General features: G+C 68.2%; 12 protein-coding genes. 2 read left to right on the plus strand and 10 right to left on the minus strand.

Annotated features, from left to right (window positions below; genetic code table 11):
• Window position 1: 1 nt before the first annotated feature.
• From ACWPXE_RS21650 to ACWPXE_RS21665, 4 genes are all read right to left on the minus strand, one after another.
• Window positions 2–1,144, minus strand: coding sequence for an efflux RND transporter periplasmic adaptor subunit (locus tag ACWPXE_RS21650; protein WP_454019435.1), 1,143 nt, complete (start codon window positions 1,142–1,144; stop codon window positions 2–4).
• A 172-nt stretch (window positions 1,145–1,316) separates the two neighbouring features.
• Window positions 1,317–1,850, minus strand: a complete 534-nt coding sequence (infC, locus tag ACWPXE_RS21655) for a translation initiation factor IF-3 (protein WP_035673684.1) — start codon at window positions 1,848–1,850, stop codon at window positions 1,317–1,319.
• 92 nt (window positions 1,851–1,942) lie between these two features.
• A complete protein-coding gene (gene rpsU, locus ACWPXE_RS21660; protein ID WP_035673681.1) occupies window positions 1,943–2,146 on the minus strand; it encodes a 30S ribosomal protein S21 in 204 nt (67 codons plus the stop codon).
• A gap of 522 nt (window positions 2,147–2,668) precedes the next feature.
• On the minus strand, window positions 2,669–4,402 hold the full coding sequence (locus ACWPXE_RS21665) for a sensor histidine kinase (RefSeq protein WP_454019436.1): 1,734 nt from the start codon (window positions 4,400–4,402) through the stop codon (window positions 2,669–2,671).
• A gap of 256 nt (window positions 4,403–4,658) precedes the next feature.
• On the opposite strand from ACWPXE_RS21665, the gene ACWPXE_RS21670 reads away from it, so the two are divergent.
• Together ACWPXE_RS21670 and ACWPXE_RS21675 are read left to right on the plus strand one after the other, a co-directional pair.
• On the plus strand, window positions 4,659–5,045 hold the full coding sequence (locus ACWPXE_RS21670) for a response regulator (protein ID WP_454019437.1): 387 nt from the start codon (window positions 4,659–4,661) through the stop codon (window positions 5,043–5,045).
• A 31-nt stretch (window positions 5,046–5,076) separates the two neighbouring features.
• Entirely contained in the window at window positions 5,077–6,144 is a 1,068-nt protein-coding gene (locus ACWPXE_RS21675) for a metal-dependent hydrolase (RefSeq protein ID WP_454019438.1), read from the plus strand.
• A gap of 29 nt (window positions 6,145–6,173) precedes the next feature.
• Here ACWPXE_RS21675 and ACWPXE_RS21680 read toward each other — a convergent pair whose 3' ends face one another.
• The 6 genes from ACWPXE_RS21680 to ACWPXE_RS21705 all read right to left on the minus strand — a co-directional run bounded on the left by ACWPXE_RS21680 (window position 6,174) and on the right by ACWPXE_RS21705 (window position 12,394).
• Window positions 6,174–6,884 (minus strand): ABC transporter ATP-binding protein, encoded by a 711-nt coding sequence (locus ACWPXE_RS21680; protein ID WP_454019439.1) that lies wholly within the window; start codon window positions 6,882–6,884, stop codon window positions 6,174–6,176.
• Window positions 6,871–7,629, minus strand: coding sequence for an ABC transporter ATP-binding protein (locus ACWPXE_RS21685; RefSeq protein ID WP_454019440.1), 759 nt, complete (start codon window positions 7,627–7,629; stop codon window positions 6,871–6,873). The genes ACWPXE_RS21680 and ACWPXE_RS21685 overlap by 14 nt, the downstream gene beginning before the upstream one ends.
• Window positions 7,626–8,639 (minus strand): branched-chain amino acid ABC transporter permease, encoded by a 1,014-nt coding sequence (locus tag ACWPXE_RS21690; RefSeq protein ID WP_454019441.1) that lies wholly within the window; start codon window positions 8,637–8,639, stop codon window positions 7,626–7,628. The genes ACWPXE_RS21685 and ACWPXE_RS21690 overlap by 4 nt, the downstream gene beginning before the upstream one ends.
• On the minus strand, window positions 8,639–9,508 hold the full coding sequence (locus tag ACWPXE_RS21695; RefSeq protein ID WP_454019442.1) for a branched-chain amino acid ABC transporter permease: 870 nt from the start codon (window positions 9,506–9,508) through the stop codon (window positions 8,639–8,641). Before ACWPXE_RS21695 ends, ACWPXE_RS21690 begins: the two co-directional genes overlap by 1 nt.
• 57 nt (window positions 9,509–9,565) lie before the next feature.
• Window positions 9,566–10,750, minus strand: coding sequence for an ABC transporter substrate-binding protein (locus tag ACWPXE_RS21700; protein ID WP_454019443.1), 1,185 nt, complete (start codon window positions 10,748–10,750; stop codon window positions 9,566–9,568).
• Between the two features lie 279 nt (window positions 10,751–11,029).
• Window positions 11,030–12,394 carry an MFS transporter gene (locus tag ACWPXE_RS21705; RefSeq protein ID WP_454019444.1) on the minus strand — a complete coding sequence of 455 codons (1,365 nt, stop codon included), beginning with the start codon at window positions 12,392–12,394 and terminating at the stop codon, window positions 11,030–11,032.
• Between the last annotated feature and the right edge of the window lie 84 nt (window positions 12,395–12,478).

Consider the following 12,478-nt stretch of genomic DNA (forward strand, 5'->3'; position numbering starts at 1 on the left):
CTTATCCTCGCGGTTGCTGGGCGGTCTGGGGGGCTCGTTCGGGTTGCACGATCATGCCGGGGCGGACCTTCTGGGCGCCGCCGACGATGATGGTCTCGCCGGCCTGCACGCCCTTGGGCACCGCGATCACCTGATCGAGCTGCGGCCCGGGCTCGATCGGGCGGCGTTGCGCCCGGTTCTGCTGGTCGAGCACCAGGACGTAGCTGCCCTGCTGGTCCTGCTGGATGGCCGACACCGGCACCACCGGCTGCCGCTCGGTCTGCGCCGGGCGGATCAGGACGGTCACATACTGGCCGGGCAGCAGAAATCCCTTGGGGTTCGCGAAGTCGGCGTAGACGGGGATGGTCCCGGTCTGCGGGTCGATTCGGTTGCTGGCAAAGGAGACCTTGCCCTTCTGCTCGTACTCGGAACCGTCGGCCAACCGCAGGGCCGGCACGAAGCGGTTCACCGCGTCGGCCGAGGCGAGATCGGGGGCGGCGCGCTGGACCTGCAGGACATCACGGTCGCTGACCGAGAAGACGACCCGGATGGGGTCGAGCTGGACGACGGTGGCGAGCGGGCCGCTGGACGGGTTGACGAGGTCGCCCACCGTCATCGCGGTGGCCCCGATGCGCCCGTCGATGGGCGAAGAAACGCGCGTGTAGCCGAGGTTCAGCTCCGCCTGCCGCAGCTTGGCCTGCGTCTGCATGATGTCGGCGTCCGCCGTCTCCTGCGCCGCCTGGGCCTGATCGAGGTCGGCCTGGGAGATGTTGCCGCGGGTCCGCAACTCCTGCGCGCGCTGGAAGGCCCTTTGGGCCTCGCGCAGGGTCGCCTGGGCGCGGGCGAGGTCGGCCTTGGCGCTGTCCACGGCGGCTTGGTAGGGGGCCTGCTCGATGACGTAGAGCAGGGTGTCCTTGGTGACGTTCTGGCCTTCCTGGAAGGCCACCTGCTCGATGAAGCCCTCGACGCGGGCGCGGGCTTCGAAGTCCTGGATCGCCTGGACGCGACCGATGAACTCGCTGGTTGGGGTGACGTCCCGTTCGCGCACCACCTCGGTCGTAACGGTGGGGGGCGGAGCGTTCGCCGGTTGCTGGGCCAGGCCCCCGCCCGAAGGGAGCAGAGCGAGCAGGCACGAGACGGCGAGGCCGTGGCGAAGGCGCAGCATCGAGGGGGCTCCCGTTCAACCGTGCCTTCTAAACAGGGCCGCGGCGATTGGGTTCAGCGATGCCGATGAAAAGTAGGTTCGATGAGGGCGGCCGGCCGCTGAAAACGCAAGGGGACCGCCCCACGGAGGGCGGTCCCCTTGCTATCAAACATTCCGGCAGGTCAGTGGCCGGTCAACGCGGAGCGATGACCATGACCATCATGCGCCCTTCCATCCGGGGCATCTGCTCGACCTTGGCGATGTCCTCGAACTGGTCGCGCACACGGATCAGCACGTTCATGCCCAGATCCTGGTGCGCCATCTCGCGCCCGCGGAACCGCATGGTCATCTTGACCTTGTCGCCCTCTTCGAGGAAGCGCCGCGCCGCCCGCATCTTCACGTCGTAATCGTGGTCATCGATGTTCGGCCGGAGCTTCAGCTCCTTGATCTCGATGATCTTCTGCTTCTTGCGGGCCTCGTTGGCCTTTTTCTGCTCCTCGAACCGGAACCGGCCGTAGTCGAGGATCTTGCAGACCGGCGGCTCCGCCTGGGGGGCCACCTCGACGAGGTCGAGTTCAGCCTCGACCGCAGCGTCGAAGGCGTCGCGCAGCGAGACCACGCCGATCATCTCACCGTTGGCACCAACGAGGCGCACCGTGCGTGCCGTGATTTCCCGATTGATGCGCGGGCCTTCGCGGACCGGGTCCGCATCGTAGAGTTTAGCTATGTCCTGTCTCCAACGGTCTGTCCGGCGAGGAACCGGAATGGGTGCTGACGGCCCTGACGCCGTCCCTCAATTTAAAGCATCGGCGGCCACGGTCAATAGCCCTCGCGCAGTAGGCGCTTGCGCAGCAGCTTGCGCCGCCGCCGGACCGATTCCGCCGCCTGCCGTGCCCGGCGCTCCGAGGGCTTCTCGTAACGCCGATGCAACTTCATCTCACGAAAAAGCCCTTCGCGCTGCATTTTTCTTTTCAGGACGCGCAGGGCGCCCCCCACATCGTTGTCGCGGACTTGAACGAGCATAGGGCGGCTGTCCTCCCAATTGCTTGTGTGGAAAGGGTTTTTGGCGAAAATGCTGCTCAGCCCAAGGTGTCGAGAACGATCTTTCGAATCTCGCGCGGGGTGAGGCGGGGCCACCCCGGCGCCCATGCCGGCTCCGCCACGGGAACGGGCCGCTGATGCTGGGGTTGGGCGGCCTGGGCCGCTCCGGTCGTCGGAAGCTTGATGGTCATGCGAATCCCCTTGCCGATATGGGCGAAGCCCGTCGGCCGTTGTTGTTATGTGTTGAAATCCGGGGTGTGCGGCGCTCAAAGCGCCCGCAGGTCCCCGATCGACACCCTGTCCTGCCCGTCATCGGGAAGGCATCAAATGCACTTTGGGAAAAAGAGACCCAGAGCGGATGGCCGGAGCGGCAGACAACAGGCCCCGGAGCAATCTTGATCTGTCCCAGATGGGAGGGTCCGCCGGCTTTTACAAGCGAAGACTGAGCGGTAACGTCCGGATTTCCAAAAATGATTTGGGCACATACCCGACGCCGGGATCACATTAGGCGTGAACGGCGACGGGACGGTTCGCGTCGGCGGTGAACGGAACGCTGACCGTGGCGATGCAGCCTGACCGGGCGTCGAAGGTGATGGTGCCGCCGACCTGCCGAACCAGCGCGTCGACCAGCGTCGTACCGATTCCCCCCTTGGGCGGCATGTCCGGGCAGCCGATCCCGTCGTCGGCCACGCTCATCGTCAGACGGTCACCCGTTTTCCGCAGCCGGACCGTGACCGTCCCGCCTCTCCCCTCCGGAAAGGCGTGCTTCAGCGCGTTGACGACAAGTTCGTTGGCGATCAGGCCGAGCGGTGTGGCGAGTTCGATGGAGCAGGACACGTCGTCCGTGTCGGGGTGGATGGTGATCGCCTCGTTCGGATGAAGCTCCTGAAGCGCGTCGCAGAGCTGGCGCAGGTGCGTTCCGAAATCGACGTTCATCAGGTCGCCGGAGGTGTAGAGCTGCTCGTGCAGGCGCCCCATCGAGGTCACGCGCCCGGCCAGCGCCTCGATGCGTCCCCGCGACAGGTCCCCCTTGGGCAGGCGGCGCATCTCCACCATCATCAGGCCGTAGATCACCTGAAGGTTGTTCTTCACGCGGTGATGGACCTCGCGAAGCAGAACCGTCTTCTCGGCGACGGTGCCGCGGAGCCGCCGGTCCGCCTCCTGCAGGTCGCTCACGTAGGTGTGCAGCGCCCCGGACAGCGTCGCCGCCTCGGTGTAGCGGCCGGTCAGCGGCAGGACGGGCATCGCGCCGTCCGGGCCCGCCGCCTCGACGGCCCTGGACATGGCGCGCAGGGGCGCCGACAGCCACGTCGCCAGGACGTGACCGACGAGGACCGCCAGCAGGCTGGCGGCGATTCCCCAGGCGATCACCCGGTTCCGCAGCTCGGCGACCGGCGCCATCGCCTGATCGACCGGCTGGCGGAGCACGACGCTCCACCCCAGCCCGGGATAATCCCGGTAGCCCTTCGTCCGCGCCACGCTCGTCAGGAAGCGGCGCCCGTCCGGCCAGGATTCGATCCACGCGCGCCGCCCTTGCGCCGACGCGAAGGCCAGCGGCTTGCCCACCAGGGCTTTGGGTCCGAGAATCACCGTGCCGTCGGCGGAGAGGATCATCGCCTCGACCGCGGCGTCCTCGGAAATCTGGCCGAGCACGGAGCGTTCGACCTCCGACGCCCAATCCCAGCTCAGATGGGCGGCGACGACGCCGGTCAGCGTCCCCTGCTCGTCGTGCACCGGCGCCGCCAGATCGACGAAACGCGGAACCTCCATCCGGTTGGCGTACAGAAGCTTGGCCAGAACCACCGCGTCGTGCACGTCGCCGACATAGGGGCGGTCGAACCCCTGCTTCCACCAGTCCCGCGCGCTCACATCCATGCCTTCGTAGACGCGGCCGGTCGCCGCCTCGAGAAGGCCGGTCGGCCGGATGAAACCGATCCAGGCATAGTCCGGATAGCTGTCCTGGAGCTTCTGAAGGACGGCGCGCCGCGAATCCCGCGAGGTTTGGGTCGCGCGGATCGTCTCGAGGCTCGTCACGACGAGAAGATCGCGGTAGCGTTCGAACATGCCGCGGTCGAGCTTGTCGGCGACTTGGCCCGCGTAGAGGTGCAGCTGCTCGCCGATCACACGCTGGAGCCGCTCCCCGGATTCGACCTGCAGAATCGCGGCGGTGCCGGCCGTGAAGGCCAGCCCGACTCCCCCCAGACAGGCGATCAGCATCGTCCTCAGGCCGATTTTCAAGGTCGCGGGTCTTCCTTTGTCGTGGGTCTTCCTCTGGTGAAGGCTTCCCCCGGCGTCACCGTGCCGGTTCCCAGCAGGAAGAATGCACACATCCCCGCGGAACGAACAAGGGCTAGAAGCCCCCCGAAATGGCTGGGGAAACAACCACAGCCCGTTCAGCTTTGTTTTTCATCGCGCCGCCGGTTACAATCGTACCTGGAGCTGGACCACATCGTCCTGCACCCAGGACTGTGTTTACTCTGTACGGTGAGCCGCCATGACCGAACCCCGCCACATCCTGCTGGTCGACGATGAAGCCATCGCGATCATGGCGCTGGAGCATGGCCTGATGGACGAGGGGTTCCGGGTCACCACCGCCTTCAATGGCCAGGAGGCCCTGAAGATCTGGCAGGACGATTCCTTCGACGCCCTGGTCACCGACCTCAAGATGCCGGTGATGGCCGGCGACGAGCTGATCCGCAACCTGCGGAGCGAGGAGCCCGGCCTGCCCGTGGTGGTGGTCAGCGGCTACGCCACCGGCGAGATTTCCGAAAAGCTGAAGGTGAGCTTTTCGCACCCCATAGCGATCATGCCCAAACCCGTGCGCGTCGAGGAGATTTCGGACGCGCTGAAACGGATGCTGGCGATCGCCCCCGGCGCCTGACCCCGGCGCATCACGCGCATAACCGAGGACCATGGACACCGTCACCCAAATGCTTCTCGGGGCCACGGTCGCGCAGGCCGGCTTCCGCCGCCGGCTGGGCCGCCGTGCCCTCGCCGTCGGCGCCGGCATCGCGCTGATTCCCGACCTGGACGTCGCCGCCGGCTGGATCGGCGGCCCCTTCGCCAACTGGGTCCATCACCGCGGCCTGACCCATTCGATCCTGTTCGGCCCGGTCGCCGGCCTGCTGCTCGGCTGGCTGGTCTGGCGCTGGCAGTGCCGTCGCCATGGTCCGGACAGCCCGTCGGGCGACGGCGCGGCGCGGCGCGCCTGGATCTGGCTGGCCATCCTGGGGCTGATGACCCACCCGGTGATCGACGTCTTCACGTCCTATGGGACGCAGTGGCTCTACCCGCTCACCACCACGCGCTTCGCGATCAACGCGATGCCGATCATCGACCCGGCCTACAGCCTGATCCTAGTGTTCTCGCTGGCGGCCGGCGTCGCGCTCCGCAAGCGGGCGGCCCTGGCGCAGGACATCGCGGGGACAGCGCTGATCCTGGTGTCGGCCTACACGCTCGGCGGCTGGGCCATCAACGATCGCGTCGAGGCGATCGCCCGGGCGCAGACCGGCGGCATGGCCCAGGTGACGGCCTACCCGACCCTGTTCCAGCCGGTGCTGCGCCGGGTGGTGGCCGAAACGCCGGACGCCGTGCTGGTCGGCTTCCACTCCGTTCTGGGCGACGGGGGCATCCAGTGGGAGCGGTTCGAGCGGCACCGCTCGCCGGCCATCGAGGCGGTCGCGGCGACCCCGGAGGCCGAGGTCTTCCGCTGGTTCTCGATGGAGAATCTGATTTGGCGTGAACAGCCGTTGGAGTCCAGGAACACTCTGGTCCAGGCACTCGACCATCGCTACGGCATGCCCGGCGTCTCGTCGCTCGGCTTCTGGGGCATCCGGGCCATCGTCGACCCGGCGGGGAGGCTGGTCGGTCCAGTGGAGACCTTCCAGACCCCCCGTGACGCGTCGGGGGCGGCGTGGCAGGACCTGTGGGTCCGCATCGTCGGCACGGGTCCGGCGGACCGGACCGTCGACGCAGACTGATGGCCGCGCCGACTGATCCCGCGGGTCCGTTACACCGCCAGAGCGACGCCGAGATGCCGCTCCATGAGGGCATGGTCGTCCCGCAGATCGGCGGCCGCCCCTTCATGCACAACTTGGCCGCGTTCCAGGATCACCGCGCTCTGCGCGAAGTCCAGGGCGCGGTCCACCTGCTGCTCCACCAGGATCAGGGTGACAGTCAGCTGCGCCAGCGCCTGCATGAGCTGGTCGCAGATCACCGGAGCCAAGCCTTCCAGCGGCTCGTCCAGCAGCAGCACCGTCGGCTGGCCGAGCAGCGCGCGGGCGACCGACAACATCTGCTGCTCGCCGCCGGAGAGCGCGCCCCCGCCGTTGCCCCGCCGCTCCTTCAGGCGGGGGAACAGCGCGTAGGCCTCCTCCAGGGCGGAGCGCGGCCGGCCCTTCAGCCCGGTGACCAGATTCTCCTCCACCGTCAGCGAGCGGAAGATGTCGCGCGTCTGCGGCACATAGCCCAGCCCGGCCGCCGCCCGTGCCGAGGAGTTGAGGCCGCTCAGCTCGACGCCGTCCAGTCGGATGCTGCCGGCGTGCCGCGTCGTCTGCCCGACCAGGGTGGCCAGCGTCGTCGTTTTGCCCATGCCGTTGCGGCCCAGCAGGGCCAGCCGCCCGCCGGCCGGCACGGTGAAGGACAGCCCTTCGACGATGCGGGTCTCGCCATAGCCGGCGGTCAGGCCGGTGACTTCCAGCGTCCCTTCAATGCGGCGCATTGGCCCGGCTCCCCAGATAGACCTCGCGGACGCGCGGATCGGTGGTGATCTCCTGTGCCGTGCCGCTGCACAGCAGGCGGCCCTGCGCCAGCACGACGATGCGCTTGGCGAAGCGAAAGACCAGATCCATGTCGTGCTCGATCATCAGCACGGCGAGTTCGGGCGGCAGGCGGTCCAGCGCGTCGAGGATGCGGTGGCTTTCCGAATGCGGCACGCCGGCCGCCGGCTCGTCGAGGATCAGGAGCTTTGGCTTCAGGGCGAGCGCCAGCGCGATCTCCAGAAGACGCTGCTGCCCGTAGGCCAGCGCCCCGACGGCGGTGTCCGCCACCGGGACCAGCCCCATGCCGTCGAGCAGGCCGGCCACCTCGTCGGCCAGACCCGGCGTGCGCCGGACCGAGGCGAAGAGGCGGAAGGTCTTCCGCTCGCGCTCCAGAACGGCCAGCTCCAGATGCTCGCGCACCGTCATCGAACGGAACAGCCGGGCCACCTGGAAGGAGCGGATCAGGCCGAGGCGCACCCGCGCCTGGGCCGACAGGCGGGTGACGTCCTGCCCGGCCAGCCGGATGGTGCCGGCGCTGGGCGCCAGCACGCCGGTCACCAGATTGACGAAGGTCGTCTTGCCCGCCCCGTTCGGCCCGATCAGCGCGCAGCGCTCGCCGGGATGAAGCGCCAGCGTGATGTCCGCCGACACCTGCAGGCCGTCGAAGTTCTTGCTCAGCCCCTGGACGTCGAGAAGCGCGGTCATGACCGGTTCCCCTTGATGAGACGGTCGGCGAGCGAGGCGATGCCCCCCGGCAGGAACAGCACGGTGCCCATCAGGAACAGGCCGATGAACAGCATCCAGTGGAAGGGGTCGATCGCGGCCATCACGTGATGGATGGTCATAAAGGCCACCGTGCCGATGATGGCACCGACGAGCCGACCGGCACCGCCGAGCACCAGCATGACCAGCGCCTCCGCCGACCAGGAAAAGCTGACGCTGTCCAGCCCGACGATGCCGCTGGTCACCGCGGTCAGCGCCCCGGCCACACCGGCAAACACCCCGGCGACGGCGTAGAGCGTGACCAGATAGCGGCGCGGCGAACCGCCCAGCGCGGCGACGCGCAGCGGGTCCTCCTTCACCCCCCGGCAGGCCAGCCCGAAGGGCGAGCGGACGATGCGCCGCGCGATCAGGAAGCCGACCAGAAGCACCGCCAGCGCGAACAGATAGGAGGTGCGCCCGAACATGTCGAAGCGGAACAGGCCGAACAGCGGGCTGGGCTCGATGCCCGACAGGCCGTCGCTGCCCCCGGTGAGGTCGCGCGCCTTGTTGACCACCTCCTGGACGATCTGCACCACGGCGATGGTCAGCATCAGCAGCGTCAGGCCGCGCGCGTGCAGGATCAGCGCGCCGGTGACCAGGGCGATCAGACCGCCGGCCAGACCCCCGACGGCGAGCAGGACGAGCGGGTCGCTCACCAGATGCACGGCGGCGATGCCGGCGGCGTAGGCCCCAGTGCCGAACATCGCCGCCTGCCCCAGCGTGGCGATGCCGCCGAAGCCGAGCACGAGGTCGAGCGACAGGACGTAGAGCGCCGTCGCGGCGATCCGCGTCATCAGGCCGAGGTCGTTGGGAAACAGCCAGAAGACGGCCAGCCCGGCGGCGGCGAGCAGCGGAAACGCGGCCCCGCCGAGCGCCCGGCGGAGCCGGGGTCCGCGCGCCGCGACCTGCCGGGGCTGGTCAGCGGCAACCGCGCCCGTGTGACTTCCGCTCATCAGGCGGCCCTCCCCTGGAAGAAGCCGTGCGGCCAGCGGAACAGGATCAGGATCAGCGCGGCGTAGAAGAAGAACTCGCCGAAGCTGGGAATCAGGTACTTGCCCGCGGTGTCCACGATGCCCAACGCCAGGGCGGCGGCGGCCGAGCCGAGGATGTTGCCCGCCCCGCCGACGGCGACCACCGCCAGGAACAGGACGATGTAGCGGATGGCGTAATAGGGCTCCAACGGCAGCAGTTCCGCCCCCAGAACGCCGCCCAGCGCCGCCAGCCCGGTGCCCAGCGCGAAGGTCGCGGTGTAGAGGCGCTCCGTCCGGATGCCCAGCGCCGCGGCCATGTTCGGGTCGTCCACGGCGGCGCGCAGCTTGATGCCGAAATCGGTGCGCTCCAGCAGCCACCACAGGCCCAGCACGGTCGCCGCCCCCATGGCGATGACGAAGGCGCGGTGCACCGGGATCGACTTCGGCCCGATCGCCACGGTGCCGAGCAGCGCGTCCGGCAGCGGGATGCGCTTCAGCGTCGGGCCGAACAGGTAGTTGATCCCGGCGACGATGACGAAGGTCAGGCCGATGGTCAGCAGCACCTGAGCCAGCTCGTTGGCGGAGCCGTAGATGCGCCGGTACAGCAGCTTCTCCAGCGGCAGCGTGGCGAGCACGGTGAACAGGATTGCCGCCACCAACCCCACGGCGTAGGGCAGGCCCAGCCCCTGCGCGGCGTAGGAGGCGACGTAGCCGGCGACCATGGCGAAGGCCCCATGCGCGAGATTGACCACGCGCATCAGGCCGAGCGTGACCGACAGGCCGACCGAGATGATGAACAGGATCGTCCCGTAGGCGACCCCGTCCACCACGATGCCGAAAAGCGTTTCCATCAGGAACTCCAGCGCGGACAGGCCCCCTCCCACCGGGGACGGGGGCCGTCGATGGTCCTACTTGCCGGCCTTGAAGCCGTAATCGGGCTGGTCGGGGAACCCGGCGACCTCGGTGTTCTGCAGCCGGCCGTCCTTGCGCTCGGTCACGCGCAGGTAGATGGTCTGGGTGACGTGGCGGGACTCGGGGTCGATCCGCACCGGCCCGCGCGGGCTTTCCCAGGCCATCCCCTTGACCGCCTCCACCGCCTTCGTCCCGTCGCTCTTGCCGCCCGTCGCCTCGACCATGCGGTAGATGACGTGCGCGCCGTCATAGGCGCCGACCGAGGTGAAGGTGACGATGTCGGACGAGCCGAACAGCTCCTTGTGCTTGGCGAGGAACTGGCGGTTCAGGTCGGAATCGTGGGCCTGGCTGTAGTTGAAGGTCGTGGTGATGCCGACCGCCGCGTCGCCGAGCACCGGCAGGTCCGGTTCCTGCGTGATGTCGCCGGGGCCGAAGAACTTGATCCCCGCGGCCTTCAGGCCGGTGTCGCTGAAGGCCCGGGCGAAGCCCAGCGTCGTCGGGCCGGCGGGCAGGAAGGCGTAGATCGCCTCCGCCCCGGAATCCTTGATGCGCTGCATGAAGGGGGCGAAGTCGGTGGACTTCAGCGGCATGCGGATGCTGTCGACCACCTTGCCGCCGGACTTCTCGAAGGTCTGCTTGAAGGCGGTCTCGCCGTCGATGCCGGGGCCGTAATCGCTGACCGCGGTGGCCACCTTGCGGATGCCCTGCTTGGCGACATGCTCGGCCAGCGGCACGGTGTTCTGCCAAAGGGTGAAGGAGGTGCGGACGTAGCGCGGCGACTTCTCGGTGATGGCCGAGGTCGCGGCGTTGAAGATCACGCAGGGGATGTTCGCCTCGTCGATCAGCGGGGCGACCGCCAACGCGTCCGGCGTGAAGAAGAAGCCGGCGAGGTAGCCGACCTTCTCCTTGACCACCAGTTCCTGGGCCAGCGCCTTGCTCTGCGCCGGGTTGGCCTGATCGAGGTCCTTGTAGACGAACTCCACCGTGTTGCCGGCGACCGTCTTGCCATGCTGGGCCTGATAGACCTCGATGGCCTGCTTGAAGGTCTGGCCGACCGTGGCGAAGGGGCCGGAGAACGGCGCGATCACCCCGACCTTGATCGTGTCGGCCCAGGCCGAACCGGCGTTTAGGGCGCACAGGAAAGCCGTGCCCAGCAGGGCCTTGCGAAATGTTCCGGACATGTTTCCTCCTCGTTTTGAAAGCCCCCGTGCTTTTTCGTCGTTGATTGGGGGGCGTTGCTTCGGGGCGTCTTGGCGTTCGCCGGGGCCGGACACGCAGGCCGCCGATACCGTCACCACGGCATGATTATCAGTGATCGCAGCGCTGCGCTCATTCGTTGGGCGAATGCCCCATTCGTTTTTTGAATAACGTCCGGGGCGCCATTGCAATGCAGCAGGAGCATCCGAACCGCAGACCAACAGTACCGAGCCGCAAAGCCCATGGTTGGTCTATAGTAAAACTCAATGCCCCAGGGCTTCGACGGTCCGGCCCGTGCCGCTCGACCGGTCCTCGGGATGGACGAACTGCTTGACCAGCAGGGCCATGGCGGCGACCAGACCCGGAACGGCGACGATGGCGAAGATGCTGGTGAAGTCGAGCTGTTGGCGCGCCAGTTCGGCCACCAGGAACGAGCCGCCGATCCCGCCGAAGCGGCCCAGCCCCAGCATCCACGCCACGCCGGTGGCCCGCCCGTGGGTCGGGTAGAAGCTGGCGGCCAGCGCCGGCAGCGAGGTCTGGGCGGTGTTCATGATGGTGCCCGCCGCGAAGACCGTGACCACCAGCAGCCCGACGTTCCCGGCCACCTGCCCGATGGCGTAGACGGCGCCGTAGGTTAGCACGAAGCCGAAGGCGATGATCCTGTTGGCGTTGAAGCGGTCCATCAGCCAGCCCGACAGGATGGCCCCGACGCCACCCAGCGGGAACAGCGCGGCGATCAGCGCGGCGTCGCGCGGCGCCAGCCCGGCGTCCTTGAACAGGATCGGCATCCAGTTGATCAGCGCGTAGAAGATCACCAGCCCCATGAAATAGGCGACCCACAGCATCACCGAGCCGACCAGATAGCCGCGGGACAGCACGACCGCGATGCCGTTCCGCGCCTTGGTGGCCGGGGCCTTCTCGGTCATCACGAAGCTCGCCGCCCCGGCCGCCGTCTCGGAGATGCGGCGCAGCACGGCGCGGATGCGCTCCACCGGGTGGTTGTGGGCGACCATGTAGCGGACCGATTCCGGCAGCAGGACCAGCAGCACGGCCGCCAGGACCAGCGGCGCGATGCCGCCCAGCACCAGCACGCTGCGCCAGCCCCACAGCGGGATCATCCAGGCGGCGAGGAAGCCGCCGAAGGCCGCGCCGAGCGGGAAGCCGCAGAACATGGCGTTGGTGACCATGGCCCGCCGCCCCTCGGGGCAATATTCGCTCATCAGCGTGACGGCGTTGGGCATCGCCGCCCCCAGCCCGAGTCCGGTGACGAAGCGCAGCATGACGAGCTGGTCCAGGTTGCCCGAGAAGGCGGAGGCCAGACAGGCGGTGCCGATGACCAGCACCGAGCCGATCAGGATCGCCTTGCGGCCGAAGCGGTCGGCCAGGGGCCCGGCGGACAGGGCGCCGAAGGCCAGCCCGAACAGCGCCGCGCTCAGCACCGGCGCCAGCGCCGGCCGCGCGATGCCCCATTCCGTCGTCAGCGACGGGGCGATGTAGCCGATGGCCGCCGTGTCGAAGCCGTCCAGAAGGACGATGAAGAAGCACAGCGCGAACACCAGCCACTGGTATCGCGAGAAGGGATGCTCGTTGAGAAAGGCTTGGACGTCGACGCTGCGCGCGGTTGGCATGGGTTTCCTCCTCGGGGGGACTCGTCACGGGGCGTTTTTTGTTTTGCGTCCCGTCTTTTGTTTTTTGGGAATTGCGGCCTGACG

It is taken from the genome of Azospirillum sp. Marseille-Q6669 (genome assembly GCF_965111635.1).